Source organism: Nocardioides oleivorans, assembly GCF_004137255.1.
Taxonomy (GTDB): Bacteria; Actinomycetota; Actinomycetes; order Propionibacteriales; family Nocardioidaceae; genus Nocardioides; species Nocardioides oleivorans.
Map to the genome: position 1 here is coordinate 1,266,383 of NZ_SDWT01000001.1, position 25,531 is coordinate 1,291,913.

A 25,531-nucleotide genomic window follows, 5' to 3' on the forward strand; every position below is an offset into this window, starting at 1 on the left:
TCTGGGCCGACAAGCGGGGGATTCCCCGGATATCCGGTGACCGCCGCGCGGCACTTACCCTTCTCCGGTGAGTGAGCAGCAGCCCCCGCCCGCCGGGATCGACCCCGACGACCTGGCGACGACCCTGCGGGTGCTGAGGGACCTCCACCACCTGCCGGGCGACCACCCGGACCACGTCACCGTGAAGCGTGCGGCCTCCCACATGTACAAGGCGATCAAGTCCGAGCGGAAGCTCGCCAAGCGCGCTGCCGAGCTCGCGCACGACCGGGCGATCATCGAGCAGACCGCGACCGGGTCACCGATGCGGATCGACGACGAGACCGCCGGCATCCCACTGGTCTCGAACGCCGCGGGTGCCTTCGCCGGCGAGCTCATCACCGCGCGCGGTTGCTACATCTGCAAGCAGGACTTCACCCTCGTCGACGCGTTCTACCACTGGCTCTGCCCGAGCTGCGCGGCGATGAGCCACGCCAAGCGCGACCAGCGCACCGACCTCACCGGGAAGCGTGCGCTGCTCACCGGCGGTCGCTCGAAGATCGGGATGTACATCGCGCTGCGACTCCTGCGCGACGGTGCGCACACGACGATCACGACGCGCTTCCCCAAGGACGCGGTGCGGCGGTTCGCCGCGATGGAGGACTCGGCCGACTGGATCCACCGGCTCAAGGTCGTCGGCATCGACCTGCGCGACCCGACCCAGGTCATCTCCCTGACCGACGACGTCGCGGCCGACGGCCCGCTCGACATCATCGTCAACAACGCGTGCCAGACCGTACGCCGGCTGCCGGGGGCCTACTCCCACCTGATCGACGGCGAGAACGCCCCGCTGCCGACCGCGGAGTCCCTGGGGGTGGCCGCGCTGCCGGAGATGGTCACCTTCGACCGGATCTCCGAGGCGCACCCCGCGGCGATCGCCGGTGCCCTGTCCTCGACCGCGGTCGCGCACCACGACGGCGAGTCGGCCGAGCACGCGCTCGCCATGCACAACGCCGCGTCGCTGACCGCCCTCGCCCTCAAGGCGGGCGGCGCCTCGCTGGACGCGCACCTCGCGGGCACGGCCATCGACGCCGGTGGCCTGATCCCGGACATCCAGGACAACAACTCGTGGACCCAGGTCCTCGACGAGGTCGACCCGCTGGAGCTGCTCGAGGTGCAGTTCTGCAACTCGATCGCGCCGTTCCTGATCAACTCCCGGCTGCGCCCGGCGATGCGGGCGGCGGTGCAGAACGGCGCCCGCCGTGCCTACATCGTCAACGTCTCGGCCATGGAGGGTCAGTTCGGCGGCCGTCGCTACAAGGGCGCCGGCCACCCGCACACCAACATGGCCAAGGCCGCGCTCAACATGATGACGCGGACCTCGTCGGGCGAGATGTTCGAGACCGACAGCATCCTGATGACGGCCGTCGACACCGGCTGGATCACCGACGAGCGTCCGCACCACGAGAAGCTGCGGATCGCCGCCGAGGGCTGGCACGCACCGCTCGACCTGGTCGACGGAGCGGCACGCGTCTACGACCCGATCGTGCTCGGCGAGCGGGGCGAGGACGTCTACGGCTGCTTCCTGAAGGACTACCAGCCCGCCCCCTGGTGACGGGGGCGACGGTCAGGAACCGGTGACGGCCTGGCCCAGGTTGTCGAGGCTGGTCTCGAGCTGCTGCTGGCTCACCAGCGGGAAGCTGATCTGCTTGAGCAGGTCGGGGTCGGTGACGTTGCTCCAGTCGTAGGTGAGCGTCACGTTGGTCGAGTCCGAGCCCACGGACTCCAGCTCCCACACCCACTGCCAGCCGGGGGGCTCCTGCCCGGCGGGGGCGGTCTGCCAGGCGATCAGGTGGTTCTGCGCGAAGCCGGTGACGTGGTTGTCGGTCTGGTAGTCGCCGCCCATGTGCGGGCCGGTCATGTTCATCGTGAAGACGTCGCCGGTCCCCTGGATCCGGTCGGACTTCTCGTCGCCGATCACGAAGCCCGAGCCGTCGAGCTCCGCGTGCCGCTCGGGGTTGCTGAGCACGTCGAAGACGGCGTCGCTCGACGCGCCGATCGTGCGCTGGACGGTGATCTTGTCGTCGGTCATGTCCTCGACGGTGCCCCGCGCCCCACGGGGAGACAACCCCACTAGGGGTGGTGGAGACTGCGTCCATGAGCGAGCCGGAGTCGATCGAGGACTACTACGCCAGGGTCGCCGCGGCGACCGACGACGAGGGTCGCCTGGCCGTGGCGGTCGAGGAGATGCCCGGCTGGTTCATCTACCCCTACGAGCTCGACGGGCTGCGGATCAAGCCGCTGGAGCCGCTGTCGGATGTCGAGCCCGACCGGGTCGGCGAGGACCCCGCCGACTGTCCCTGCCAGGCTCCGGCCACGCCCGAGCAGGACGCCCGGGTCGCCTGGAGCAACGAGCGCTGGCTCGTCTCCGAGGTCGCCATGAAGCTCCCCGTCACGCTGATCCTCAAGCCGCGGGCCCACCACGACATCGCCGACCTCCCTGACGACCTCGCCGCCGAGATGGGGCGGCTCATCGTCGCGATCACCGCGGCCGTCGAGGAGCTGCCGAGCGTCGGACGCTGCCACATGGGTCGCTACGGCGACGGTGGCGCGCACGCCCACCCGTTCTTCTTCGGCCGCCCCGCGCGGATGTCCCAGCTGCGCGGCTCACCGCTGCTCGACTGGGAGGAGAACCTCCCGGAGGTGCCCGAGGACGTACGCCGGGCGAACGCCGGGTTCGTCGGCCGGCGGCTGGTCGAGCGCCTGGGTGGCACCGGTCCCGCGTGGGAGGCCTGACCGGCCCTCAGGACGGCGCGGCCGTCTCGTGGGTGGTGACGACGTCGTTGCTCGCCGCCCACTCCCCGATGTCGCGGCGCTCGATGGCGGCGGCCATCAGGTCGGGGAACAGGTCCGGCGTGCAGGCGAACGACGGCACCCCGATGGCGGCCAGCGCCGCCGCGTGGTCGGAGTCGAACGACGGCTGGCCCGAGTCGCTCAGCGCGAGCAGGGCGATCATCGTCGCGCCCGAGTCGACCACCGAGCGGGCACGACGGATCATCTCTTCGGCGATCCCGCCCTCGTAGAGGTCGCTGATCAGCACCAGCACGGTGTCGGTCGGCTGGGTGATCCTGCCCTGGCAGTAGGCCAGCGCCCGGTTGATGTCGGTGCCGCCGCCGAGCTGCACGCCGAAGAGGACGTCGACGGGGTCGTCGATCTCGTCGGTCAGGTCGACGACCTCGGTGTCGAACACCACCATCCGGGTCTCGACGGAGCGGATCGATGCCAGCACCGCGCCGAAGACCGAGCTGTAGACGATCGACTCCGCCATCGAGCCCGACTGGTCGATGCAGAGGATGATCTGCCGCTCCACCTGGGTGGAGCGCCGGGCGTAGCCGACCAGGCGCTCGGGCACGATCGTGCGGTGCTCGGGCAGGTAGTGCTTGAGGTTGGCCGCCACGGTGCGTCGCCAGTCGACGTCGCGCCACCGCGGCCGGCGCGTGCGGGCGGACCGGTCGAGCGCGCCCGTCACGGCCTGCACCGTCCGCTGCCGCAGCCGCTCCTCGAGCTCGTCGGTCACCCGGCGTACGACCGCGCGGGCGGTCTCGCGCGAGTGCTCCGGGATCACCCGGCCCAGGCCGATCAGCGTGCTGACGAGCCCCACATCGGGCTGGACCGCGCGCATCATCTCGGGCTCGAGGAGCATCTGGCGCAGGCCCAGCCGGTCCATCGCGTCACCCTGCATGACCTGGACGACCGAGGACGGGAAGTAGGTGCGGATGTCACCGAGCCAGCGCGAGACCCGGGGCGCCGAGCTGCCGAGGCCGGCCTTGCGGTCGCCGTCGTAGAGGGCGTCGAGGGCGGCGTCGCGACGCTGGTCGGTGTCGCTGAGCGTGACGCCCTGCCCGTCGGTGCCGGCCAGGCCGTCGGCCTCGTCGCCGCCCAGCACCAGTCGCCACCGCACCAGCCGCCCCCGGCCGGCGCCGAGGTCGGACGGCTCCACGCCGTCCACGTCGTCCGCGTCAGGCTGCTCCGTCACGGGCCACCACCTTCCAGCCGATCAGCCGGGCCACCGCGTGCAGGGCCGGTGCGGCCTGCTCCAGGTCGAGGTCGGACGTGCCTGCGGGACGCTCGTCGGGGCGGCCGAGGCGGGAGACCTGCTCACCGATCGTGCGCCGCTCAGCACGGCTGAACTCCGAGAACGTGCGTCGCACCAGCGGGAGCAGGTCCTCGAACGTCGTCTCGTCGAGCCCGTCGATCCACTCGTCCACGAGTCCGAGCAGCACCGGGTCGTGCACCAGCAGGACGGCGTCGCCCGCCAGGAAGCCGGCCAGCCAGGCGGCTGCCTGCGGCGCCGGTGCGGCGAGCGAGAGCCGTCGGCCCATCCGGTGCGCCGCGGTGTCGGAGTCGATGTGTCCGCCGTCGAGCAGGATCCGGGTGGCCCGGCCGGCCACGCCACCCGCGACGTGCTCGGGCGCCGACACCGACTCCATCGCCTCCGCCCACGCCCGGTCGAGGTCGTCGTCGGCCAGCAGCGCCAGGCCGCGCTGGGCGCTCGCGACCGCCTTCACCATGACCTCGGCGGACTCCTCGTCGAGGCTCGCGCAGGCCATCGGGAGCCCGACGCACGCGCGGAGGACCGTGGCCCCGAGCACCGTGTGCACCCGGGCGGTGTCCACGCCGCGCACGTCTCCGTAGCGGCAGGTGCGGGCCAGCGGCTCGACGGTGGCCAGCAGGGCGGGTACGTCGTGCTGCACCGCGGCCCGTGCGTCGAGGGCGTCGAGCACGGCGCCGATGCCGTCGGGGAGGTCGGCGGTGAGGCAGGCACTGACCAGGGCGGCGAGGTCGGCGAGGTCGGCCGCCTTCTCGGCCCGGTCGGCGGCCCGGGCGGCGGCGGCCGCGGCGACGGTCGTGCCCCAGATGCCGGCCTCGACGAGGTCGACGGCGAGCTCGGGTCGCCACTCGAGGCTCCAGCTCTCCTTGAAGGTGCCGGTGGTGCGGCCGGTGTCGGCGGGCTCGCCCCACCGGACGCCGAGGAGCACGAGGCGGTGCAGCAGGACCGAGCGCGCGAGCTGCGACTCGCGACGCAGGTCGAGGTCGACCTGCCGCACCGACGCGGTCGGCCTGAGCTTGAGGGTGCGCTGCTGGCGGGCCAGGTCGGCGGCCAGCGGGACGATCGGCGCCGACTCGGGGACGGTGCCGAGTGCCTGGCCCACGACGAGGCGCTCGTGGACCAGGTCGAGCGGGAGCCGCGACCCCTCGCACAGCACGGTCTGGGCGGCGTCGTCGAGCTCGCTCAGCCCGACGGACGGGCGCCAGCGCACGGTGGCCAGGGTCTCGGCCAAGCGGGCCGCCTCGACCACCGACGCCGTCGACGCGTCGAGCGACTCCTCGCGCAGCGTGCGCGCGACCCGGACCAGCCACGAGGTCGCCAGGTCGCGCGGGTCCGGGTCGTCGCCGCTCATGTGGTCGAAGAGGTGCTGGTACCACCCCGGCGCTCCGACACCGGCTCCGTAGCCAGAGGCGTAGCTGAGGCGCGCGGCGGTCCACGGCGCCCACGCGGTGGCCACCTTGGTGCGCGGCAGCTTCGTCAGCAGCGCCTGGTCGCGCGAGACCGGCGGGAAGTCGGCCGGCACCAGCGCGGGCGCGTGCCACGCCCCGCACACGACCGCGATCCGGTCCTGGGGCGCCTCCTTGATCGCGGCCCGCAGGATGCGGCGCATCCACGCCTCGCGCCGCGCGTTGTCGAGCACGTCGGGGTCGTCGGCAGACCGGGTGTCGCTCTCGCGGACCGCGGCCATCGCGTCGCGGATCGCGTCGAAGCGCTCTGCCGGTGAGTCGTGGCGCTGCTCGACGGCGTCCTCCCACCACCGCTCGGCGTCGTCGTAGCCCGCCGACGCGGCCAGGGTGCCGATGGGGTCGAGCCGGGCGGCGGGCGGTGCGGGTGGCGACTCCGTCGGCTCACGCGCCTCGGCAGTCAGGGCGAACGAGTGCGCGGCGGGCAGGTCGAGGAACCGCACCGGCACGCCGCGCGACAGCGCCCAGCGGATCGCGACCCACTCCGGCGAGAAGCGGGCGAGCGGGTAGAACGTCGCCAGCCTCGGCTCGTCGACGGCGTACACCAGCCCGGCGACCGGCGGCACCATGTCGGGGTGCCCGAGGAGGTCCACGATGGCGTCCAGCTCGGGGCAGCCCTCGACCAGCACCAGGTCGGGCGGCTGCTGCTCGAGGGCGCCGAGCACGGCCCGGGCCGACCCGGGTCCGTGGTGGCGTACGCCGTAGACGTCGACGGTCATGGTCGGCTCAGCCCAGGTCCCGGCAGGCGCGGTAGAGGTCGCTCCACTCCTTGCGGTTGCGCACCACCGTCTCGAGGTACTCCTGCCAGACCAGCTGGTCCTGGACCGGGTCCTTGACGACGGCGCCGAGGAGACCGCCGGCGACGTCGGCGGCGCGGACGGTGCCGTCGCCGAAGTGGGCGGCCAGGGCGAGCCCGTTGGTCATCACCGAGATGGCCTCGGCCGTCGAGAGGGTGGAGCTCGGCGACTTGATGGTCGTGCGCTGGTCGGTGGTCACGCCGCTGCGCAGCTCGCGCATGACGGTGACGACGCGCTGGATCTCCGAGAGCGACGCGAGGTCGGCCGGCAGCTCGAGCGACGCACCGAGCGAGGCGACCCGGGTGCGGACGATCTCGACCTCCTGCTCGAGGGAGTCAGGCAGGGGCAGCACGACGGTGTTGAAGCGACGGCGCAGGGCGGAGGAGAGGTCGTTGACGCCCTTGTCGCGGTTGTTGGCGGTGGCGATCACGTTGAAGCCGGGGCGCGCCTGCACCTCGGCGTCGAGGTCGGGGATCGGCAGCGTCTTCTCCGACAGGATGCTGATGAGCGCGTCCTGCACGTCGGAGGGGATGCGGGTCAGCTCCTCGATCCGGGCGATCGAGCCGGTCTCCATCGCGCGCATCACCGGACCGGCGACCAGTGCCTCCCGCGAGGGCCCCTCGGCGAGCAGCCGGGCGTAGTTCCACCCGTAGCGCAGCGCCTCCTCCTGGGTGCCCGCGGTGCCCTGCACGACGAGCGTCGACCGCCCGCTGATCGCCGCCGCGAGGTGCTCGCCGAGCCACGACTTCGCCGTGCCCGGCACGCCCAGCAGGAGCAGGGCGCGGTCGGTGGCCAGCGAGGAGATCGCGACCTCGACGAGGCGGCGCTGGCCGAGGTACTTCGGGGTGATGGTGGTGCCGTCGGGCAGCTCACCGCCGAGGACGTACGTCGCCACGGCCCAGGGCGACAGGTGCCACGAGGGCGGCCGCGGCCGGTCGTCGACGGCCGCCAGGGCGGCGAGCTCGTCGGCGTAGGCGTCCTCGGCGTGCTGGCGGAGCACGCCCTCTGCGGGTGGCTGGCTGGTGGTCATCTGAAGGCCTCCGTGAGGGATGTGCGGAACGCGTGGAGCTGCAGGGTCTCGGTGAGGGCACGACGCAGGTGGGTCGCGTCCTGGGGCACCCGGTCCAGTGCGACGCGGACCTCGGGCGCGGACGACGGGGGCAGGGCGGCGGCGAGCATCGGCCCGGCGACGAGCGCGAGCCGCGACTGGCTGCCTTGACCCTGGATCGCGCGGAGCACCGTCCGGGCGAGGTCGTCGGGCCACGGACGGGGTGCCGCGGTGAGCAGGGAGGGGAGGTCGAGCCCGGGGGGCGGGCGGAGCACCCACGCGCTGAGCAGCGCGCTCCGGGTGTCGTCGGGGAGGAGGGCGAGCAGCCGCGGGTCGGTGCGGCCGTGGTCGACGAGCGCGGCGGCCCACTCGCCGTCACGTCGCGTGAGGACCACGTCGACGAGCCAGGAGAGCACGTCCTTGTCGCGCACCATCTTGAGCGTGGCAGCCGGCCCGCGGCCGGTGAGGTCGGTCCAGGTGTCCAGCGGCGCGGCGTGGACGACCTGGGCGAGCCAGGTCGTCGGCGGGACCGTCGTGCCCGCGGTCGGGGCGGTGAGGCCGTCGCGGACGCCCGCGGCGTCGGGCGGGTCGGGCACGTCGACCTCGAGGTGGCGCACGAGGGTGCCCTTCACCCGGACGAGCCCGCGCAGCCGCGCGGCCATCCGGGCTCCGCGCGCGCTCCCGGGGAGCCGGTCGAGCACGCGGGCGGCGGCGTCGCGCACGGACTTGGCCCGGTCGTCGAGCGCCCGCTCCAGCAGCGGCTCGTCGGCGAGCGACAGGCCTGTGCGCAGGGCCTGCACGGCCTCGCTGCGCACCCGGGCCGCGAGCCCGTCCCACTGCGCGTCGAGCAGCGCGCGGGCCGCGGCCGGGTCGGCGCGGCGGCCCGCCTCGAACGCGGGCACGGCCTGCGCGGTAGGCAGGGTCGGCCACACCTCGACCCAGTCGTCGGCCACGCCGGCGAGCGCCAGCTCCTCGTCGTCGAGCAGCAGCGACGACCAGTCGGGGTTGAGGGCGGTCAGCCAGGCTCCGCGCTCGCCGGCGGCCGCGCCGAGGGCCCGCGCCACGGGGCGACGGGTGGCGGCGAACGCGAGCAGTCCCGGCAGCAGCCACGCAGGGGTCCGGCGGCCCGCGGCGGCGGCGAGTCGCAGCCACTCGACGACCAGGTCGTCGCGGGTCGCCCTGGACACCGGCGACTGGGTGAGGAGCAGGTGCAGGAGCTGGGCCGCCGCGTCGGTGCACGGGGGGAGCACCTCGGGCGGCGCGGTCGCCATCGGCGGTCGCACGTCAGGCAGTCGGCTGCCCGCGCGCGAGAGGACGTCGACCACGGCGGCACTCGCCAGCAGCCGGTGCTCGGCCGGTGCGTCGTCCGCCTCGGGCTCCACGCCGAGCTGCGCCGGGGTCGGTGGCGCGTCGCGGCGCGCGGTGCCGACGAGCGCGCTCGTGGCGACGTCCGCGAGCCACTGGTCGAGGGCGCTCACAGGCCCACCACCCGGTCGTCGAGCCAGACCGACAGGGGCCGCAGGACGCCGGACTCGAGCTCGCCGAAGACGTCGACCTGCTCGCCGCCGCTCAGCGCCAGCAGGGTCCACACCGGCGATCCGGGTGCCACCGGGACGGATCCCGTCGCGTCGCTGACGTGCCAGTCGTCGCCCTCGCCGACGAGACGCACGCCGGCCAGTGCGGCCGGGTGCCGGTCGCGCCACGGCGTACGCCCCAGGGCCGCGGCGGCTGCCGCGTGGACCTGCTCGAGCGAGCTGCGACCGGGCAGGACGGTGACCGGCTCGGCGCCGGTCGGCGGATCGGTGAAGAGGGCCCGTCGTGGGTGGGACCCCGGGTAGCGCGAGACGTCGACCTGCAACCGTGCGCCGCTGAGCTGGGGCACCGCGAGCGCCTGGCCGTAGGCGGCGAAGTCGAGCACCGTCACCACCTCGCCGTCGTCGTGCGCCAGCCAGGTGCGCTGCTGCTGGAGCTTGCCGTCGTCACCGCGGTGGGCGCCGAGCACGGTCCACGGCCCCGGTCGCCGCTCGCCGTCGCGGACGCCCTCGCTGGACTGCGACCACCCCACGGCGACGCGCACGTCGGCCATCTCGTCCTCGTCGAGCCCGCCACGGGCCTGCCACGCGCACGTGACGGTCCACCAGCGGCCGACCTCGGCGAGGAGGTACGCCGCCCAGTCGGCGCGGGCGTGGACCTGCGAGCCGGCCTCGCGGACCCGCTCCCCCAGGCCCGGGACCTGGGCGTCCACGAGCCGCGCAGCGGCGGTGTCCCAGAAGCCGTACGGCTGCGTCCGCGCGGCGGCCAGCCCGTTGCGCACGAGGTCGGCGAGCCAGAGGCGGAAGTCCTCGACGCCGGCATCCATCCGGGCCAGTCGCTGCTCGGCGCGCTTCGCCTGAGCCGCCGGGTCGACCGGCCTGTCCGCCGTCGCACGTGCCGGCGCAGCCGCCCGGCCGGCTCGCTGCGACGCCCACTCCTCGGCGAAGGCCGCGACCGACCCGGACTCGTCCATCGCGCCCTCGGACCACAGCATCAGCAGGGCGAGCGCGTGCTTGCAGGGGAACTTGCGGCTCGGGCAGGAGCACCGGTAGGCGGGACCGGTGAGGTCGACGCTGACCTGGTAGGGCGTCTTGCCGCTCCCCTGGCACTGCCCCCACACGAGGACGTCGTTGCACCCGGTCTCGCGCCAGGGCCCCGGCACGGCGAGCTTGCGCCCGGCAGACAGCGAGGCCGCGTCGGGCGCGACCTCGGTGACCTGGCTGGCGGTCCATCGACTCATGGCGCCGCCATCCAACCATCCGGCGGCGACACCCGAGGCTAGATTCGGCGGACGTCCTGCGGCACGCGCCGGGACTAGGCGATGTCGGTGCGGTCCGGGTCCGCCTCGGCCTCCGCCGGCCGTGCCCGGCGGACGAGGTCGGTCGTGACGATGTCCGCCGGCGGCGCAGCGGCGTAGACGAGCGCGTCCAGTCCCCCGGCCGCATCGACCTCGTGCGTCACCACCATCAGCACCTCGTCGTCGCCCCCGGAGCCGAACTCGACGGTGCAGCCGCGGGCGCGCAGCTCGTCCGCGAGCGCCTGGTGGGAGCCCGAGTCCCTCAGGTCGTACGTCGTGATCACGGTCCCACCAAAGTCGGCCCGCCACGCGAGCACAAGCCCGGCGCCCGAGCGTGACCGCTTCGTGACCTGCGCGACTGCTCCGTCCGTCCGGCGCGTCGGCCTAGGAGGGCCGGTGCTCCGGCGGGAGGTCGTCGGGGAGGGGGTCCGGCGGGGCGTCGGCGAAGTCGTGCGGCGACAGCTGGGCCGGAGGGGTACGCCGGTAGTCCGGGCGTTCGACCTCGTCCTCGAGCGGCGGCAGGTCGGCCGCCTTCGCCACGCCGTCGTTGACCTTGCGGCGGGCCGACGCCAGCTTGTCGGCGTACTTGCCCTGGGTCCTGTCGTCGAGGCGTGCCGAGACCTTGGCCATGGCCTGGTCGACCTTGGGCCCGTGCTCGCGGGCGAGCTCGCCCACGGAGGCCTTCAGCTCGGCGACGATCCGGTCGGGGTCGACCTTGTCGACCGCCTGCTTGAGCTTGTCGTTGAAGGACATGCCCCCACGCTAGTCGCGTGCGGCTCAGTCGGTGCCGCTGTGCCCGCGCAGCAGGTCGCCGAAGGGCGTCACGTCGGCCTCGACCTGCGTGCCGGACGCGCGGCGCGGGCGCGCGGCGAGGTCGGGGGCGAACCCGCCGACGCCGTAGCCGCCCTGGCCCACGACGAGCGCGGCGAGCTCGGCCGCGGCCCGGGTGATGCGGTCCGAGAGGCCGAGGCTGGCGAAGTCCTCGGTGGCCGCGAAGACCCCGGTCGGTACGACGACCGCGCGGAGGTAGGCGAAGAGCGGACGGAGCGCGTGGTCGAGGACCAGCGAGTGCCGCGCCGAGCCGGCGGTCGCGGCGACCAGCACCGGCGTACCGGTCAGCGAGTCCTTGTCGAGGGCGTCGAAGAACATCTTGAACAGCCCGCTGTAGCTCGCGTTGAAGACCGGGGTGACCGCGACCAGGCCGTCGGCGGAGGCGACCAGCTCGCGGAGCTCGGTGAGCCGCGGGGTCGGGATGCCGCCGGTGACCATGAACTGCGCCAGCTCGCCGGCGACCTCGCGGAGCTCGACGAAGTCGACCTCGAGGGCCTCGCCCCGCGCGCTGACCTGGGCCGAGGTGGCCTCGGCCAGCTGGTCGGCGAGGAGGCGGGTGGACGACGGGACGGTGAGTCCCGCCGTCACCACGACGACGCGTCGGCTCATGCCGTCGCCCCGGCGGTCTGGGCGGTCTCGGCGGCGGCCTGCATCTCCTTGACCCGCTCGAGCGCGGGCTCGACCAGGTGGAACGGGGCGTCGGGGCCCTCGGCGACCATCGAGGCGTGGGTGGGCGGGTCGCTCGGCACGTGGGCCGGGCGGCGGCGCTCGAACTCCGTGCGGAGCACCGGCACGACCTCGGTGCCGAGCATCTCGAGCTGCTCCATCACCAGCGACTCCGGGAGGCCGGCGTGGTCCACGAGGAACAGCTGGCGCTGGTAGTCACCGACGTAGTCGGCGAAGCCGAGCGTGCGCTCGATGACCTGCTCGGGGGTGCCGACGGTCAGCGGGGTCATCTTCGTGAAGTCCTCGAGCGACGGGCCGTGGCCGTAGACCGGGGCGTTGTCGAAGTAGGGGCGGAAGACCCTCTTGGCCTCGGCCTCGGTGGAGCCCATGAAGACCTGGCCGCCGAGGCCGACGTAGGCCTGGTCGGCGGCGCCGTGGCCGTAGAACTCGAAGCGACGGCGGTAGAGCTGCACCATCTGCTCGGTGTGCTCCTTGTTCCAGAAGATGTGGTTGTGGAAGAACCCGTCGCCGTAGTAGGCCGCCTGCTCGGCGATCTCGGTGCTGCGGATCGAGCCGTGCCACACGAAGGGGGGCGTGCCGTCCAGCGGCGCGGGGGTCGAGGTGTAGCCCTGCAGCGGCGTGCGGAACTGGCCCTGCCAGTTGACCTGCGGCTCGCGCCAGAGCTTGCGCAGCAGGTGGTAGTTCTCGACCGCGAGCTTGATGCCGTCGCGGATGTCCTTGCCGAACCACGGGTAGACCGGGCCGGTGTTGCCGCGACCCATCATCAGGTCGACGCGCCCGCCGGAGAGGTGCTGGAGGAACGCGTAGTCCTCGGCGATCTTCACCGGGTCGTTGGTGGTGATGAGCGTGGTGCTCGTGGAGAGCAGCAGCCTCTCCGTCCTGGCCGCGATGTAGCCGAGGTGCGTCGTCGGGGAGCTCACGACGAACGGCGGGTTGTGGTGCTCGCCGGTCGCGAAGACGTCGAGCCCGACCTCCTCGGCCTTGAGCGCGATCTTGGTCATCAGCGCGATGCGCTCGGCCTCCGACACCGTCTGGCCCGTGGTGGGGTCCTCGGTGACGTCACCGACGCTGAAGATGCCGAACTGCATGATGTTCCTCCGGAATGGTTGAAGGTTGTACGACCTCCAACGGGCGTGGTGCCCCCAGTATTCCGCCAACCTCGCCATGGAATCGCCGGGCCTCCTTCCGCGTTGGGTCGACATCCGGGCGCACGCTCGGAGGAGAACCCGTCGAGAGGAGCGAACGATGACCGACTTCACCCCCTTCGAGGACCTGCTGCGCGGGCACGCCGGCCTGCTCGAGGACACGACCCACGACCGCTGGGTCCGGGCCCAGGCCCTGTTCGAGGAGCGCGCCTACCGCGAGGCCGCGGTCATGCTGACCGACCTGCTCGCCGACCCGGGCGACGTGGTGCACGAGCTCACCGACGTACGCCTCCTCCTGGCGCGCTCGCTCTTCCACTCCGCGCAGCTCAACGGGACCATCCGGGTCGCCACCGAGCTGCTGGAGCACGACCCGAACGAGCCCTACGCGCACCTGCTGCTGGGCCGCGCGCTCCAGCGCAAGGGCCAGCCCGACGAGGCCCAGCCGCACCTGCGGCTGGCCGAGCTGCTCGGCGGCTACCGCAGCTGAGCGACAGGACCCCGGTGCCGTACGACGTCCGCTGGCACGCCACCGGCACCACCACCAAGCGAGCGCTCGAGCTCCACGCCGCCGCCCACCTCGGGGTCACGCCCGACGTGGTCAACAGCGGGCGCCTGTGCCCCCGGTGCGGGTCGTCGAGGCACGGGCGCCCCTGGCTGCGGGCCTACGGCGTCGCGCACCACGTCTCGCTTTCGCGGTCGGGACCGCACCTGGTCACCGTGCTCGCGGACGTGCCCGTCGGGATCGACGTCGAGTCGGTCGCCGACGTGGCGCGCGGCTGGGACGCGACCCTCGTGCTCGCGCCCGGTGAGTCGGCGGAGACCGACCTCGACCGGGCGCGGGCGTGGTCGCGCAAGGAGGCCGTGCTCAAGCAGCGCGGCACCGGGCTCCTCATCCCGATGACGACGGTCGACCTCGCCGACCTCGACGAGCCCGCCGCGCTCGACGGTGAGGCGTGGGCCGACCTCGACGCGCCGCCCGGCCACGTGGCGGCGGTCAGCTGGGCCTCCCTCGGGGGGTAGTCCAGTGCGTCCTGGCTGTCCGCCCGCGGGAGCGTCGGGCCTCCGGGCGACCGGCAGGTGAACGCCGGGTCGCTCCCCGGACGCCCGCGCGAAGGCTCGGTGAACACTCGCTCGCCGGGGTCGTTCCCGCGCGACAGGGCAGTCCGGCGCACCCATGCTGATGACGTGACCAGCTACGGCGACACACGCTACGGACAGGAGAGCGGCCCGCTCGCCATCGCCCACCGCGGTGGCATGGCGCTCGCACCCGAGAACACCCTGGCGGCCTTCGGGCGCGCGACCTCCCTGGGCCTGTCCTACCTCGAGACCGACGTGCACACCACCCGCGACGGGCACGTCGTCTGCTTCCACGACGCGACCCTCCGGCGCGTGACGGGCCACCCCGGCAAGGTCGCCGACCTCGACCTGGCCGACCTGCGCCGGCTGCGCGTCGACGGCACCGACCAGATCCCGACGCTCGCCGAGGCGATGGCGACCTTCCCGCAGGCGCGGTTCGCGATCGACCTCAAGGACGAGGCGTCGATCGGCGCGATGGCGCAGCTGCTCCACGCCCACCCGAGCTGGGCCGCGCGCGTGCTCGTCGCCGGGGCCTGGAGCCGCTGGCTGCGGCGCCTCCAGGACGAGGCTCCCGGCGTCACGACGGCCCTCGGCTGGCGCTCGCTCACCACGCTCATCGCCTGCTCGCGAGGCGGCGTACGCCCCGTCGGCGTCCGCCCCGGCACCGGCGTCTTCGCGCACGTGCCGATCAGGCTCGGCCGGCTGCCGATCCACTCCGAGCGGGTCATCGCGCGAGCCCACGAGATGGGCATCCGCGTCGTCGTGTGGACCGTCGACGACCCCGCCACCATGCGCTCGCTCCTCGACGCCGGGGTCGACGGGATCATCACCGACCGCCCCGACGTGCTCCGCGAGGTGCTGATCTCCCGGGGCCAGTGGACACCCCTCCCGTCGGCGGCCCCCGTCACCCTCCCCCGCTAGCCCTCCTTCGGTAGCCCTCCCCGGGGCAGGAGCGCCCGCGCGCCTTGGGAAGTGATACCCCCTAGGGGTATGGTCGGGGGCATGAGCGAACAGCACGGCCACCTCGAGGGCAACGACGAGGCCGTCCAGGCCCACCTCAAGCGCCTGCGACGGATCGAGGGCCAGGTGCGCGGCATCCAGCGGATGGTCGAGGAGGAGAAGTACTGCATCGACATCCTCACTCAGGTCTCCGCCGCCACGAAGGCCCTCCAGGCGCTCGCGCTGTCGCTGCTCGACGACCACATGGCCCACTGCCTCGTCGACGCCGCCCGCCAGGGCGGCGAGGAGCAGGAGCTGAAGCTCAAGGAAGCGTCCGAGGCGATCGCCCGGCTCGTGAAGTCCTAGGAGGACCGACATGACCACCCACGCCCACACCGAGACCTACACCGTCACCGGCATGACCTGCGGCCACTGCGCCGCCTCGGTCACCGAGGAGATCTCCGAGATCGCGGGCGTCGACGCTGTCGACGTCGTCGTCGAGACCGGAGCCGTCACCGTCACCAGCGCCGCGCCCCTCGACCCTGCTGCCGTCCGGGCAGCCGTCGAGGAAGCCGGTTACGCCCTGTCATGAGTACGCCGCTGCGCGTCGCCGCGTTCGTCACCGTCCTCGCCGCCGCCTTCGCGGCCGCGTGGGGCGGGGGCCGGCTCGTCGGACCGATCGAGGCCGCACCCGCCGCAGCCCATGCCGACGGTCACGGGAGCGAGGGCGGCCACGGCGCCCACACCTCCGAGGTCGCCGACGTCTCCGGGCTGACGGCGCAGGCCGACGGGTTCACGCTCGCACTGGCCGACCGGAGCATGCAGGCGGGTCGCGCCCGGCTCGACTTCCAGGTCCTCACCTCCAGCGGCCGGCCGCTGCTCGACTACACCGAGGAGCACACGAAGGACCTGCACCTCATCGTCGTACGCCGTGACCTGACCGGGTTCCAGCACGTGCACCCGGTGCTCGACCGGGCGACCGGCACCTGGTCGGTCGACGTGCGACTGACGCCCGGCGTGTGGCGGGTGATCGCCGACCTCACCCCCGAGGGCTGGGACGGCATCACCCTCGCCGACGACGTGTCGGTCGCGGGCGACTTCTCGCCCGAGCAGCTCCCCGCAGACACCCGCACCGCGACGGTCGAGACCGACGAGGGCACCTACACCGTCACCCTCGACGGCGACACGGCTCCGGGCGCGAGCACCGTCCTCACCACGACGATCGAGCTCGACGGCGAGCCGGTGACCGACCTCGAGCCCTACCTCGGCGCCTTCGGCCACCTCGTCGCGATCCGCTCGGGCGACCTCGGCTACCTCCACGTCCACCCCGAGGAGGGCGAGCCCGGTCCGGGGATCGACTTCGCGACCGCGTTCCCGACCGCGGGGACGTACCGCCTCTTCCTCGACTTCCAGCACCGCAGCGAGGTCCACACGGCGGCGTTCACCGTCGTCTCCGGCGGTGCGCCGTCGGGCGACCACGAGGAGGGCCGGGGCCATGAGCACTGAGGCGAGCACCGAGTTCCAGCCGGCCACGACCGACGTGGAGCTCGCGATCACCGGCATGACCTGCGCGTCGTGCGCGAACCGCATCGAGCGCAAGCTCAACAAGCTCGACGGCGTCACCGCGACGGTCAACTACGCCACCGAGAAGGCGAAGGTCTCCTATCCCGGCACCGTCTCGACCGACGAGCTGCTGGCGACGGTGGAGGCGGCCGGGTACGCCGCCGCCCTCCCGACGCCCCCCTCGTCCGACCCGTCCACCGAGCCCGCCGTCGAGGCAACGGAGGCCGACCCGCTGCGGCAGCGCCTGGTCGTCAGCGCGCTGCTGAGCGTCCCGGTGATCGCGCTCGGGATGGTCACCGCCTGGCAGTTCACCTACTGGCAGTGGGCTTCGCTCGTGCTGGCCGCGCCGGTCGTGGTGTGGGGCGCGTGGCCGTTCCACCGCGCCGCGTGGACCAACCTGCGCCACGGCGCGACCACGATGGACACCCTCGTGTCGGTCGGTGTGCTCGCGGCCTTCGGCTGGTCGCTCTGGGCGCTCTTCCTCGGCACGGCCGGCGAGCCCGGCATGACGCACCCGTTCCGGATCTCGATCGACCGGACCGACGGCGCGGGCAACATCTACCTCGAGGCCGCGGCCGGCGTGACGACGTTCCTGCTCGCCGGGCGCTGGCTCGAGCACCGCTCGAAGCGCCAGGCCGGGGCGGCCCTCCGCGCGCTGATGTCGCTGGGCGCGCGTGACGTCGCGGTCCTGCGCGACGGCAGCGAGGTCCGGATCCCCGTCGACCAGCTCGTGGTCGGCGACGAGTTCGTGGTCCGGCCCGGCGAGAAGGTCGCCACCGACGGCGTGGTCACCTCCGGCACCAGCGCGGTCGACGCCTCGATGCTCACCGGCGAGTCCGTGCCGGTCGAGGTCGGCCCGGGCGACGACGTGGTCGGGGCGACCGTCAACGCCGGCGGCAGGCTCGTCGTACGCGCCACCCGGGTCGGCGCCGACACCCAGCTGGCCCAGATGGCGCGGCTCGTCGAGGACGCACAGAACGGCAAGGCCGAGGTCCAGCGCCTCGCCGACCGGGTGTCCGGCGTCTTCGTCCCCGTCGTGATCGGCCTCGCCGTCGCCACGCTCGGCTTCTGGCTCGGTGCGGGCGGCGGTGCGACGGCCGCCTTCACCGCCGCCGTCGCGGTGCTGATCATCGCGTGCCCCTGCGCCCTGGGCCTGGCCACGCCGACCGCGTTGATGGTCGGCACCGGCCGTGGCGCGCAGCTCGGCATCCTGATCAAGGGCCCCGAGGTCCTCGAGTCCACCCGCCGCGTCGACACGATCGTGCTCGACAAGACCGGCACCGTGACCACGGGCGAGATGACCGTGCACTCCGTGGTGGCCGCCGACGGCGAGTCCGCGGACGACGTACGACGCCTCGCCGCCGCACTCGAGTCGGCGTCCGAGCACCCGATCGGCCGGGCCATCGCCGCTGCCTCGACACCTGAGGACGCCCCGGTCGGGATCGGCTCGGAGATCCGTACGCCACGTCCTCAGGTATCGCCAGCGGAGGGCTTCACCAACCGCGCCGGCCTCGGCGTCGAGGGCGTCGTCGACGGGCACGCGGTCGTCGTCGGCCGCCCGAGCCTCCTCGCCGACTGGTCGCAGCCGCTGCCGCCCGAGCTGGCCGAGGCCGTCGACCGGGCGCAGGGCGAGGGCTTCACCGCCGTCGCCGTCGGGTGGGACGGCAGGGCCCGGGGCGTCATCGTCGTGGGCGACACGGTCAAGCCGACCTCCGCCGAGGCGGTCCGCGAGCTGCGCGCGCTCGGCCTCGAGCCGATCCTGCTGACCGGCGACAACGAGCGGGCCGCCCGCCACGTCGCGGCCCAGGTCGGGATCAACGGCATCGTGGCCGACGTGCTGCCTGCCGACAAGGTCGCCGAGGTCAGGCGCCTGCAGGAGATGGGCCTCGTCGTGGCGATGGTCGGCGACGGCGTCAACGACGCCGCCGCGCTCGCCCAGGCCGACCTCGGGCTCGCCATGGGCACCGGCACCGACGTGGCGATCGAGGCGAGCGACCTGACGCTGGTGCGCGGCGACCTGCGCGTCGCCGTCGACGCGATCCGGCTCTCGCGACGGACGCTCGGCACGATCAAGGGCAACCTCTTCTGGGCCTTCGCCTACAACGTCGCCGCCCTCCCCCTCGCCGCGGCCGGCCTCCTCAACCCGATGCTCGCCGGTGCCGCGATGGCGTTCTCCAGCGTCTTCGTGGTGACCAACTCGCTGCGCCTCCGGGGCTTCCGCTCGTCGATCTGAGCCGCCGGGCCCAGGGGGCGATGCCGATCCCCGGGACGTGCGACCAGACCCGCTCCAGCCAGGCGGGCGTCGTGGGCCAGTGGCGACCGAGCGGTCGGGCGTTGACCCGGGAGTCGTACGACGACGGCGTGAAGGCCGGGTCGAGGAAGCAGCCGCTGGCGTAGACGGCGTCGTACGCCGGACAGGAGGCCGCGACCGAGGCGGGCGTCGGCTTCTCGCCGGTGGCGACCCACGTGTCGAGCGCGTGCATCGCGGCGGCGTACCCGCTGTTGCTGAGCGAGCTGTGCTCGGACTCGGCGGTGAAGACCTGGACCAGGTCGTCCGCCGTCCCGGCACCGGCACGGGTCGCGCGGTAGGCCGACTCGTGCTCGACGAACGCGGTCGGGTCGTCGATCGCGTGCAGGTCGAGCGTCGGGATCGAGACCGCACCGGTCAGGTCGCTGTCCCACATGAGGTCGCGACGGGCCCCCGGGTCGGCGACGAACCTCTCGACGCCGCGGTTGAGCGCCCGGTCGTCGTGGCTGCCGGAGTAGCGCACGCCGAGGTTGGAGAACGGGTTCCGTCCACCCAGCCTGTCGTGCACGATGTCGCGGAAGGTGAAGGTCGCGAAGCTCAGGTGCGACGACAGCGTCCGCTCGGGGACCTTCGTCACCGCGAGGATGTCGTCGAGGTTGCGCTGCTGGAGCGGCGTGCGATCCGCGGGCGCGGACTCGATGCCGGTGCACTCCTGCAGTCGGGCGCGCAGACCGGTCGAGGTCATCGTCGAGTCGGCGCGCAGCCCCTGCCAGAGCGGGTACTGCGGCTCGCTCGGCCGTGGGTGGTTGCTGCAGTAGTACTGGTAGACCACCCGCAGGTCGACGCGGTAGTCGTAGCCGCGCGACGCCCCGGCGAGCACGCCGTTGGTCAGCAGCACGCCGTCGTACGTCGTCGGGTGCACCTCGACGAGCTTCGCCGCGACGTCGCCGCCCCACGACTGGCCGTGCGCGAAGGTGCGCCCCGGCGCACCGAAGGCCGCCTCGAAGGCGAGCCGGGCGCTCTCGGTGTCGGCGACCGCCATCCGGGTGCCGAACCCACCGCGGCGGTAGGCCGACCCGACCCACGCGTAGCCCTCGCGCGCCATCACCGACCAGCGGTCGAGGTCGTCGAGGCTGCGGCTCGCGTCTGTCGGATCGTCGAGGTCCGGGCCGCCGTGCGAGTGGACGACGAGGTCGCCGTTCCACTCGTGCGGCACCGCGATCGCGTAGAACGCGCCGTTGGCGTCCTGCCCGGTCCAGCAGTCGGCGACGTCGGCCACCGAGGCGGGGCAGGCGGTCGGCGACGGACCCCCGCCCGGTCCCGGGTCGGCGTACGACGGTGCGGGTGACAGCAGGGTGCCGGCGAGGGCGACCCCCGCGAGGGCGACGAGACGGGACATGACGATCCTCCGAGCCGGGACCCCGGCCGCCGAGCACGACCGGGCCCCTCGACGCTAGGACGATGTGACGCCCGTCTCATCGTTGCGTGCGTTGTGTTCGCTCGCCCCGCCTCACTCCGTGTAGGCGCCGGAGGCGATGTCCTCCAGGAGCGTCGGGTGGGTGGGCGTCCAGTCGAAGCGCTCGCGGGTGAGGGCGTTCGACGCGGGGATGTCCAGGGCCCAGAAGCCCGCGATCCAGCCGAAGTGGGCCTGGGCGTCGGCCGGGTCGACCGAGACGGTCGGTACGCCGAGCGCCTTGCCGATGGCCGTCGCCACGTCGCGGGTGGTCAGGCCCTCCTCGCCGACGACGTGGAGTCGGGAGCCGGCGGGCGCGGTGCCGATCGCCTTCGCGACGAGCGACGCTGCGTCGACGCGATGGACGGCCGACCAGCGGTTCGAGCCGTCGCCGACATAGCCCGCGGCGCCGTTGCGGCGGGCCGCCTCGACGATCTGCGGGATGAAGCCGTGCTCGCCGCCGGCGCCGTGCACGGTCGGGGCGAAGCGCAGAGCGATGCTGCGCACGCCGCGGTCGACGGCCTCGAGCGCGAGCGCCTCGGTGCCGCCGCGCGGCGCCTCGCGCCCGGCGGCCAGGTTGGCGTCGTCCTCGGTGACGAGCCGGCCCGGGGCGAACGCCGTACCCGAGGCGAGGGCGAACGGCCTGTCGGATCCGGCGAGCACGTCGAGCAGCGTCTCGACGGCGGCGCGCTCCGCACGGTTGGACGCGGCCAGGTCGGACCAGTCGTGCTTGTTGGCGAGGTGGATGACGGCATCGGCCCGCTCGGCGCCCGCGCGCAGGGATGCGAGGTCGTCGAGCGACCCGCGCCGGGGCTCGGCGCCCGCGGCGGCGACCGCGGCGGCCGCCTCGTCGGAGCGGACGAGGCCGATGACGTCGTGGCCCACGGCCAGGAGCTCGGGCACGACGGCCGAGCCGATCCAGCCGGATGCGCCGGTGACGAAGACCTTCATGGTGTCCTCCAGGAGTAGTGATGTCAGGTTCTGTCATCACAGTAGCACTGCGATGTCAGAGCCTGACATCACGTAGGATCACCCCATGGCACGTTGGGAACCGGGCGCACGCGAGCGGCTGCAGCTCGCCGCGCTCGACCTCTTCGTGGAGCAGGGCTTCGAGTCCACGACGGTCGCCGAGATCGCGGGCCGCGCCGACCTGACCGAGCGCACCTTCTACCGCCACTTCGCCGACAAGCGCGAGGTGCTCTTCGACGGCCAGGACGTGCTGCTCCACGCCTTCGTCGACGCCGTTGCCGCGGCTCCCGACGACGCCAGCCCGCGCGAGCTCGCCGAGGCGGCGGTCGCCGGATCGGTCGCCTTCTTCACCGACGAGCGTCGACCGTGGTCGCGCCGACGCCAGCAGGCGATCGACACCGAGGACGGCCTGCGCGAGCGCGAGTCGCTCAAGATGGGCGCGCTCGCCTCCGCCGTTGCGCAGGCCCTGCGCGACCGGGGAGTCGCCGACCCTTCCGCGGAGCTGGCCGCCGACGCCGCGATCTCGGTCTTCCGGGTCTCCTTCGGGCAGTGGATCGCCCCCGGGGAGACCCGCGGGATCGACGAGATCCAGACCGCGCTCTTCGCCGCGCAGCGCGCGCTGGCCTGAGCGCTTCCCGGGCCCACCTAGGGTGGGGCCATGGGCATCAAGGACCTCGTGACCGGGGGCAAGAAGGACAAGCGATCGGCACTCGAGGCGGCCGAGGACCCGCGGCCCGACCCGGGCGCCGTGGACAAGCTCGTCGACCTGCTCGTCGACGTCGGCATCAAGGGCCGCGGCCCGCTGTCCCCCGTGACCGCGGTGGCCGACCAAGCCCTCGCCAAGGCAGGCGGCGACCGGGAGAAGGCGGTCGCTGCGCTGGCCCGCCGGCACACCCTCACCGGTGGCGTCGGCGGCTTCGTCACCGGCCTCGGCGGGTTCGTCACGATGCCCGTCTCGCTGCCGGTCAACGTCGCCGAGTTCTACCTCCAGGCCGTGCGGTTGGTGGGCGCCATCGCCACGCTGCGCGGGTACGACGTCAGCGAGCCGCGCGTCCGCACCGCGATCCTGCTGACCCTCGTGGGCTCCGACGCGGACGAGGTCCTCAAGAAGACCGGCATGTCGTCGGCCTCCGGCGCCGTGACGTCGTACGCCCTCAAGGGCCTGCCACCCGCCGCGCTCATGGTCGTCAACAAGGCCGTCGGCTTCCGGCTGCTGCGCGGGGTCAGCGAGAAGGTGCTGGCTCGCTTCGGCCGCGGCATCCCGGTCGCCGGTGGCGTCATCGGCGGCGGCGTCGACGGCTGGATGATGAAGAAGATCGCCGACCACGCGATGGAGGAGTTCCCACAGGCCTGAGAGGATCGACCCTCGTGGACGGCTGGTTCCCCCTCGCGCTGATCATCGCCTCGCTCGCCTTCGCGGCCGTGGTGCTGGTCTACGTCGTGCTCGACCGCACTCCCGACTGGGGCCTGCTCGGCTTCGCCGGCGTCATCGAGCTCGCGACGCTGGTGCTCCTGGTGGTCGCGGCGGTGCAGGTGGGCGGCGTCGACCTGCACGGCGGTGGGCTCGTCACGCTCTTCGGCTACCTCGTCGCCGGGCTGGTGCTGCTGCCGATCGGCTTCGTGTGGTCGCTGGCCGAGCGCTCGCGCGGCGCGACCGCGGTCCTGCTGGTCGCGGGCCTCGCGCAAGCCTTCGTGATCGTCCGCGTCGAGCAGGTGTGGCCGTCATGAGCTCCACGCGTTCGGGCGCCGGCCGGGTCCTCGTCGCCGTCTACGGCGTCTTCGCCCTCGCCGCGACGGCCCGCTCCCTCGTGCAGCTGCTCACCAAGGCGTCCGAGGCGCCGCTGGCGTACACGCTCTCCGCCCTCGCCGGGCTGGTCTACGTCGCCGCCACCCTCGGCCTGGCCGAGGTCGGGCCCTCGCCGCGCCGCCTGGCCTGGGCCGCGGTCTGCTTCGAGCTCGTCGGCGTGCTCACCGTCGGCACGCTCACGGTCCTCGACGCCGAGCTCTTCCCCGACCAGACCGTGTGGTCCGACTACGGCGCGGGCTACGGCTGGCTGCCGCTGGTGCTGCCCTTCGTCGGGATCGCCTGGCTCTGGCACACGCGCCCGCGCGAGGTATAGCTCGTCAGAACCGGCTGAGGATGTCGTCGGACACCGTGTTCTTGGCGATGCCGACGACGATCAGGCCGACTGCGACCCAGCGGATCACCCCGATCGTGTGGACCAGGCGCATCGCTGCTCCGGTGCTGACCGCACCACCCGACTTCGCCATCCGAACCCCCGTTCGTCCTGTGCTGAGCGCGACGAACGGCCGCTGGCGTCTCGGGTCACCAGCGGCCGTTCGATGTCGAGCCTAGGCGCGACTGCCCGGGGTTCGCAGGGAAACGCGTCAACGTGTCCTGTGCGTGGTCGAACCGGTTCTTGTCGATCTCCTGCAGCCCCGGTGTGTGGATGTCAGGGTGAGGGCTCCAGCAGCTTCTTCAAGGGAGCGTCGTGCCTCGATTCAAGGTTGCCAAGTCCAGTCTGGTTGCGATCGTGGTGACCACCGCGGGGGTCGGTCTGGGCGTGGGTGGGCTGTCCTACGCCGCCAACAGCGATTCCGACGCGGTGATCCAGGCGTGCGAGAACATCCGGACCGGTGCCCTGCGGCTGGAGTCGAAGAAGCTGCCCTGCGTGACCAACGGTCCGAAGTCGCGCCGGGAGCGGGCCGTGACGTGGAACGAGGCCGGTGTCGCGGGCACCGACGGGATGCCCGGACCGGCGGGGCCGGCTGGACCTGCCGGGGCTGCGGGATCCACCGGGGTCGCCGGCGCACCAGGGATCGCCGGTCCGACCGGGGCACAGGGGGATCGGGGCGAGGCTGGTCCTCGTGGTGAGACCGGTCTGCCCGGAGAGGCCGGCCCCAGGGGCGCGACCGGACCGGCGGGTGCGACCGGTCCGACGGGTGCCACTGGTGCGACCGGCGCGTCTGGGGCGCTCGTGACCAAGACGGTGTCGATGTACTCGGACATCTACACCATCGACGACTTCTCCGAGAACAGAGTCGATGCCTACGTCGGCGGCTGGAGGGTGATCGCTCACTGTCGGCACCCCCAGGTGGGCTCCCCGGGCGCGGACGCAGAGCACCTCGACTACGTGGAGGCACTGTTCGTCGGCTCAGCTCCGGCGGCCCCCGCCAGGCCGATGGTCGTCAGCCCCACCCGCGACAGCCGCGAGGTGGATCAGAACGCCCCGACGACCTTCCTGGCCTCGGGCACCGACACCCGCACGATGCAGGCCATGTGGTCGGACGGCTCCAACCCGCTGACCGTGGTGGTGAGCCGCGTGCGGGCCAGCGACAAGTGTTGGCTGACGATGACCGTGAGTGCGGGCTCCTAGGCTCACCACGTCGACCCGGAAGACACCGGTGGGATTCCATAGCGCGAGAAGAGCGCAGTGTCGCGCTCCGGACGGTACGCGGCAGTAGGACGCGGGTCCTCGTCGACCGAATCGCCGCAGATCCGGATGCGCGACCGGGATCCGGCGGTCCGCTGACGCGATCTCGACCAGTGTTCGTGGGCCACCTAGGGCGTACGGGTGGCAGAGACGTCCGACCCGGTCGTGCCGCGTGCATCCATCGAGCCCCGCTGGTCCCACATCGCCATCCGAAATGCGCAGAACCGCACCAAGCCCGTGCCCAGGTTGGCCGCGATGAGGACCGCCAGCTCCTGCCGACGTGACGGCTCGGCGACGGCGGCGTCGAGCAACCACAGGGCGCCAGCCGTCACGGCGAGACTGAAGGCCAGAAGGGCGAGCCCGAGCGCCTGGTGCTGCACGGTTCGGTCCGTGCCACGGACCCCGAAAGTGACGTAGCGATGCCCGAACGTTCCAGCGATCGTCGACAGCACGAGCGCGAGAGCGTTCGCCGGCTGCGCGGCGAGCTGTTCCCGGAGGAGGACGTAGAGCAGTCCGTACAGCACGTTGAACGCAGCGCCCACGCAGGCGAAGACCACCAGTTGTACGAAGATCGACCGCCAACGTGCCGTCGCGCCGGTGACCTCAGCATTCGACGACGCCTTCACCAGGCACCCCATGCGACACGCAGCACGTGCCCGCGGTGTTCGCCTGGCCCCAGGCTGCGGCCTCTCAGCCGCCCTTCGAGCGTGGGCGATCCCACTCGGGTGTTCGGCACTGACGGGACGGGCGGCATGGCGAGGCAATTGTGGCACCCCTGTCCCTCTCATCGGACCACAGCGGCGTAGCGCGTGCGACGGTCTTTCATCGGTGGATCCGAACGATGGCCTCGTCCTGTTCCCGGCGCTCGGCCTGATCCAGCATGCTTAGCGTTGCCAACGACAACGGGCGCTCGAGCGGCGAGCATCCGGTCCATGCGCAGACGCCCTCCGGGCGTGACCG

The 25,531-nt window shown here is 73.1% G+C and carries 28 protein-coding genes; 14 read left to right on the forward strand and 14 right to left on the reverse strand.

Annotated elements, in window-relative coordinates:
- Positions 1 to 67 precede the first annotated feature (67 nt).
- Entirely contained in the window at positions 68 to 1,591 is a 1,524-nt protein-coding gene (locus tag EUA93_RS06010; RefSeq protein WP_129399304.1) for an SDR family NAD(P)-dependent oxidoreductase, read from the forward strand.
- A gap of 12 nt (positions 1,592 to 1,603) precedes the next feature.
- On the opposite strand, the gene EUA93_RS06015 is transcribed toward EUA93_RS06010, so the two are convergent.
- Positions 1,604 to 2,068, reverse strand: a complete 465-nt coding sequence (locus EUA93_RS06015) for an SRPBCC family protein (protein ID WP_129399305.1) — start codon at positions 2,066 to 2,068, stop codon at positions 1,604 to 1,606.
- A gap of 65 nt (positions 2,069 to 2,133) precedes the next feature.
- Between EUA93_RS06015 and EUA93_RS06020 the strand changes: the two genes are divergently transcribed.
- Complete coding sequence (locus EUA93_RS06020; protein WP_129399306.1) at positions 2,134 to 2,772, forward strand: hypothetical protein; 639 nt, start codon at positions 2,134 to 2,136, stop codon at positions 2,770 to 2,772.
- Between the two features lie 7 nt (positions 2,773 to 2,779).
- Here EUA93_RS06020 and EUA93_RS06025 read toward each other — a convergent pair whose 3' ends face one another.
- The 9 genes from EUA93_RS06025 to EUA93_RS06065 all read right to left on the reverse strand — a co-directional run bounded on the left by EUA93_RS06025 (position 2,780) and on the right by EUA93_RS06065 (position 12,831).
- Positions 2,780 to 4,012, reverse strand: coding sequence for a VWA domain-containing protein (locus tag EUA93_RS06025; RefSeq protein ID WP_165355075.1), 1,233 nt, complete (start codon positions 4,010 to 4,012; stop codon positions 2,780 to 2,782).
- Positions 3,996 to 6,269 carry a DUF5682 family protein gene (locus EUA93_RS06030; RefSeq protein ID WP_129399307.1) on the reverse strand — a complete coding sequence of 758 codons (2,274 nt, stop codon included), beginning with the start codon at positions 6,267 to 6,269 and terminating at the stop codon, positions 3,996 to 3,998. The genes EUA93_RS06025 and EUA93_RS06030 overlap by 17 nt, the downstream gene beginning before the upstream one ends.
- A 7-nt stretch (positions 6,270 to 6,276) precedes the next feature.
- A complete protein-coding gene (locus EUA93_RS06035) occupies positions 6,277 to 7,377 on the reverse strand; it encodes an ATP-binding protein (RefSeq protein WP_129399308.1) in 1,101 nt (366 codons plus the stop codon).
- On the reverse strand, positions 7,374 to 8,873 hold the full coding sequence (locus EUA93_RS06040) for a DUF5691 domain-containing protein (RefSeq protein WP_129399309.1): 1,500 nt from the start codon (positions 8,871 to 8,873) through the stop codon (positions 7,374 to 7,376). The genes EUA93_RS06035 and EUA93_RS06040 overlap by 4 nt, the downstream gene beginning before the upstream one ends.
- Positions 8,870 to 10,168 carry an SWIM zinc finger family protein gene (locus tag EUA93_RS06045; RefSeq protein ID WP_129399310.1) on the reverse strand — a complete coding sequence of 433 codons (1,299 nt, stop codon included), beginning with the start codon at positions 10,166 to 10,168 and terminating at the stop codon, positions 8,870 to 8,872. The genes EUA93_RS06040 and EUA93_RS06045 overlap by 4 nt, the downstream gene beginning before the upstream one ends.
- 74 nt (positions 10,169 to 10,242) lie before the next feature.
- Positions 10,243 to 10,509, reverse strand: coding sequence for a hypothetical protein (locus EUA93_RS06050; RefSeq protein ID WP_129399311.1), 267 nt, complete (start codon positions 10,507 to 10,509; stop codon positions 10,243 to 10,245).
- A 100-nt stretch (positions 10,510 to 10,609) separates the two neighbouring features.
- Positions 10,610 to 10,978, reverse strand: coding sequence for an antitoxin (locus EUA93_RS06055; RefSeq protein WP_129399312.1), 369 nt, complete (start codon positions 10,976 to 10,978; stop codon positions 10,610 to 10,612).
- Positions 10,979 to 11,002: 24 nt separating this feature from the next.
- Positions 11,003 to 11,665 carry a CE1759 family FMN reductase gene (locus tag EUA93_RS06060; protein ID WP_129399313.1) on the reverse strand — a complete coding sequence of 221 codons (663 nt, stop codon included), beginning with the start codon at positions 11,663 to 11,665 and terminating at the stop codon, positions 11,003 to 11,005.
- Positions 11,662 to 12,831, reverse strand: coding sequence for an LLM class flavin-dependent oxidoreductase (locus EUA93_RS06065; protein WP_129399314.1), 1,170 nt, complete (start codon positions 12,829 to 12,831; stop codon positions 11,662 to 11,664). The genes EUA93_RS06060 and EUA93_RS06065 overlap by 4 nt, the downstream gene beginning before the upstream one ends.
- A gap of 157 nt (positions 12,832 to 12,988) precedes the next feature.
- Here EUA93_RS06065 and EUA93_RS06070 point away from each other — a divergent pair, with 157 nt between their 5' ends.
- From EUA93_RS06070 to EUA93_RS06100, 7 genes are all read left to right on the forward strand, one after another.
- Positions 12,989 to 13,375: a tetratricopeptide repeat protein gene (locus EUA93_RS06070; protein ID WP_165355076.1), complete on the forward strand. Its 387-nt coding sequence runs from the start codon at positions 12,989 to 12,991 to the stop codon at positions 13,373 to 13,375.
- Positions 13,376 to 13,389: 14 nt separating this feature from the next.
- Complete coding sequence (locus tag EUA93_RS06075; protein ID WP_165355077.1) at positions 13,390 to 13,908, forward strand: 4'-phosphopantetheinyl transferase family protein; 519 nt, start codon at positions 13,390 to 13,392, stop codon at positions 13,906 to 13,908.
- A gap of 165 nt (positions 13,909 to 14,073) precedes the next feature.
- Positions 14,074 to 14,886, forward strand: a complete 813-nt coding sequence (locus EUA93_RS06080; protein WP_207208612.1) for a glycerophosphodiester phosphodiesterase family protein — start codon at positions 14,074 to 14,076, stop codon at positions 14,884 to 14,886.
- Between the two features lie 81 nt (positions 14,887 to 14,967).
- Positions 14,968 to 15,270, forward strand: a complete 303-nt coding sequence (locus EUA93_RS06085; RefSeq protein ID WP_129399315.1) for a metal-sensitive transcriptional regulator — start codon at positions 14,968 to 14,970, stop codon at positions 15,268 to 15,270.
- Between the two features lie 10 nt (positions 15,271 to 15,280).
- Entirely contained in the window at positions 15,281 to 15,496 is a 216-nt protein-coding gene (locus EUA93_RS06090; protein ID WP_129399316.1) for a heavy-metal-associated domain-containing protein, read from the forward strand.
- Complete coding sequence (locus tag EUA93_RS06095; RefSeq protein ID WP_129399317.1) at positions 15,493 to 16,410, forward strand: hypothetical protein; 918 nt, start codon at positions 15,493 to 15,495, stop codon at positions 16,408 to 16,410. The genes EUA93_RS06090 and EUA93_RS06095 overlap by 4 nt, the downstream gene beginning before the upstream one ends.
- Complete coding sequence (locus tag EUA93_RS06100) at positions 16,400 to 18,700, forward strand: heavy metal translocating P-type ATPase (protein WP_129399318.1); 2,301 nt, start codon at positions 16,400 to 16,402, stop codon at positions 18,698 to 18,700. The genes EUA93_RS06095 and EUA93_RS06100 overlap by 11 nt, the downstream gene beginning before the upstream one ends.
- Here EUA93_RS06100 and EUA93_RS06105 read toward each other — a convergent pair.
- Both EUA93_RS06105 and EUA93_RS06110 read right to left on the reverse strand, forming a co-directional pair.
- Complete coding sequence (locus EUA93_RS06105) at positions 18,606 to 20,114, reverse strand: alpha/beta hydrolase family protein (RefSeq protein ID WP_207208613.1); 1,509 nt, start codon at positions 20,112 to 20,114, stop codon at positions 18,606 to 18,608. The two genes, EUA93_RS06100 and EUA93_RS06105, sit on opposite strands and share 95 nt — an antisense overlap.
- A gap of 111 nt (positions 20,115 to 20,225) precedes the next feature.
- The gene (locus EUA93_RS06110; protein WP_129399319.1) at positions 20,226 to 21,119 is read right to left on the reverse strand and encodes an SDR family oxidoreductase; all 894 of its coding nucleotides are present in this window, start codon (positions 21,117 to 21,119) and stop codon (positions 20,226 to 20,228) included.
- A gap of 85 nt (positions 21,120 to 21,204) precedes the next feature.
- Here EUA93_RS06110 and EUA93_RS06115 point away from each other — a divergent pair, with 85 nt between their 5' ends.
- Genes EUA93_RS06115 through EUA93_RS06130 form a run of 4 tightly spaced genes read left to right on the forward strand, consistent with a single transcriptional unit; the run spans position 21,205 to position 23,257 of the window.
- Complete coding sequence (locus EUA93_RS06115) at positions 21,205 to 21,765, forward strand: TetR/AcrR family transcriptional regulator (protein ID WP_129399320.1); 561 nt, start codon at positions 21,205 to 21,207, stop codon at positions 21,763 to 21,765.
- A 30-nt stretch (positions 21,766 to 21,795) separates the two neighbouring features.
- Entirely contained in the window at positions 21,796 to 22,491 is a 696-nt protein-coding gene (locus tag EUA93_RS06120; RefSeq protein WP_129399321.1) for an EcsC family protein, read from the forward strand.
- A gap of 14 nt (positions 22,492 to 22,505) precedes the next feature.
- Positions 22,506 to 22,865: a hypothetical protein gene (locus tag EUA93_RS06125; protein ID WP_129399322.1), complete on the forward strand. Its 360-nt coding sequence runs from the start codon at positions 22,506 to 22,508 to the stop codon at positions 22,863 to 22,865.
- Positions 22,862 to 23,257 carry a hypothetical protein gene (locus EUA93_RS06130; protein WP_129399323.1) on the forward strand — a complete coding sequence of 132 codons (396 nt, stop codon included), beginning with the start codon at positions 22,862 to 22,864 and terminating at the stop codon, positions 23,255 to 23,257. The genes EUA93_RS06125 and EUA93_RS06130 overlap by 4 nt, the downstream gene beginning before the upstream one ends.
- Before the next feature lie 4 nt (positions 23,258 to 23,261).
- On the opposite strand, the gene EUA93_RS21505 is transcribed toward EUA93_RS06130, so the two are convergent.
- Positions 23,262 to 23,408, reverse strand: coding sequence for a hypothetical protein (locus tag EUA93_RS21505; RefSeq protein WP_165355078.1), 147 nt, complete (start codon positions 23,406 to 23,408; stop codon positions 23,262 to 23,264).
- A gap of 263 nt (positions 23,409 to 23,671) precedes the next feature.
- Between EUA93_RS21505 and EUA93_RS22185 the strand changes: the two genes are divergently transcribed.
- Positions 23,672 to 24,514 (forward strand): collagen-like triple helix repeat-containing protein, encoded by an 843-nt coding sequence (locus EUA93_RS22185; RefSeq protein ID WP_275937861.1) that lies wholly within the window; start codon positions 23,672 to 23,674, stop codon positions 24,512 to 24,514.
- A 185-nt stretch (positions 24,515 to 24,699) separates the two neighbouring features.
- Here the strand turns inward: EUA93_RS22185 and EUA93_RS06140 are convergent, their stop codons facing one another.
- Entirely contained in the window at positions 24,700 to 25,197 is a 498-nt protein-coding gene (locus EUA93_RS06140) for a GtrA family protein (protein ID WP_165355079.1), read from the reverse strand.
- Between the last annotated feature and the right edge of the window lie 334 nt (positions 25,198 to 25,531).

Coding starts and splice junctions, on each gene's coding strand:
- EUA93_RS06100 (WP_129399318.1), top strand. CDS start 16,400: ATGAGCACTGAGGCGAGCACCGAGTTCCAGCCGGCCACGACCGACGTG.
- EUA93_RS06065 (WP_129399314.1), bottom strand. CDS start 12,831: ATGCAGTTCGGCATCTTCAGCGTCGGTGACGTCACCGAGGACCCCACC.
- EUA93_RS06030 (WP_129399307.1), bottom strand. CDS start 6,269: ATGACCGTCGACGTCTACGGCGTACGCCACCACGGACCCGGGTCGGCC.
- EUA93_RS06090 (WP_129399316.1), top strand. CDS start 15,281: ATGACCACCCACGCCCACACCGAGACCTACACCGTCACCGGCATGACC.
- EUA93_RS06060 (WP_129399313.1), bottom strand. CDS start 11,665: ATGAGCCGACGCGTCGTCGTGGTGACGGCGGGACTCACCGTCCCGTCG.
- EUA93_RS06085 (WP_129399315.1), top strand. CDS start 14,968: ATGAGCGAACAGCACGGCCACCTCGAGGGCAACGACGAGGCCGTCCAG.
- EUA93_RS06130 (WP_129399323.1), top strand. CDS start 22,862: ATGAGCTCCACGCGTTCGGGCGCCGGCCGGGTCCTCGTCGCCGTCTAC.
- EUA93_RS06120 (WP_129399321.1), top strand. CDS start 21,796: ATGGGCATCAAGGACCTCGTGACCGGGGGCAAGAAGGACAAGCGATCG.
- EUA93_RS06070 (WP_165355076.1), top strand. CDS start 12,989: ATGACCGACTTCACCCCCTTCGAGGACCTGCTGCGCGGGCACGCCGGC.
- EUA93_RS06035 (WP_129399308.1), bottom strand. CDS start 7,377: ATGACCACCAGCCAGCCACCCGCAGAGGGCGTGCTCCGCCAGCACGCC.
- EUA93_RS06095 (WP_129399317.1), top strand. CDS start 15,493: ATGAGTACGCCGCTGCGCGTCGCCGCGTTCGTCACCGTCCTCGCCGCC.
- EUA93_RS06045 (WP_129399310.1), bottom strand. CDS start 10,168: ATGAGTCGATGGACCGCCAGCCAGGTCACCGAGGTCGCGCCCGACGCG.
- EUA93_RS06015 (WP_129399305.1), bottom strand. CDS start 2,068: ATGACCGACGACAAGATCACCGTCCAGCGCACGATCGGCGCGTCGAGC.
- EUA93_RS06105 (WP_207208613.1), bottom strand. CDS start 20,114: ATGTCCCGTCTCGTCGCCCTCGCGGGGGTCGCCCTCGCCGGCACCCTG.
- EUA93_RS06110 (WP_129399319.1), bottom strand. CDS start 21,119: ATGAAGGTCTTCGTCACCGGCGCATCCGGCTGGATCGGCTCGGCCGTC.
- EUA93_RS06020 (WP_129399306.1), top strand. CDS start 2,134: ATGAGCGAGCCGGAGTCGATCGAGGACTACTACGCCAGGGTCGCCGCG.
- EUA93_RS06115 (WP_129399320.1), top strand. CDS start 21,205: ATGGCACGTTGGGAACCGGGCGCACGCGAGCGGCTGCAGCTCGCCGCG.
- EUA93_RS06055 (WP_129399312.1), bottom strand. CDS start 10,978: ATGTCCTTCAACGACAAGCTCAAGCAGGCGGTCGACAAGGTCGACCCC.
- EUA93_RS21505 (WP_165355078.1), bottom strand. CDS start 23,408: ATGGCGAAGTCGGGTGGTGCGGTCAGCACCGGAGCAGCGATGCGCCTG.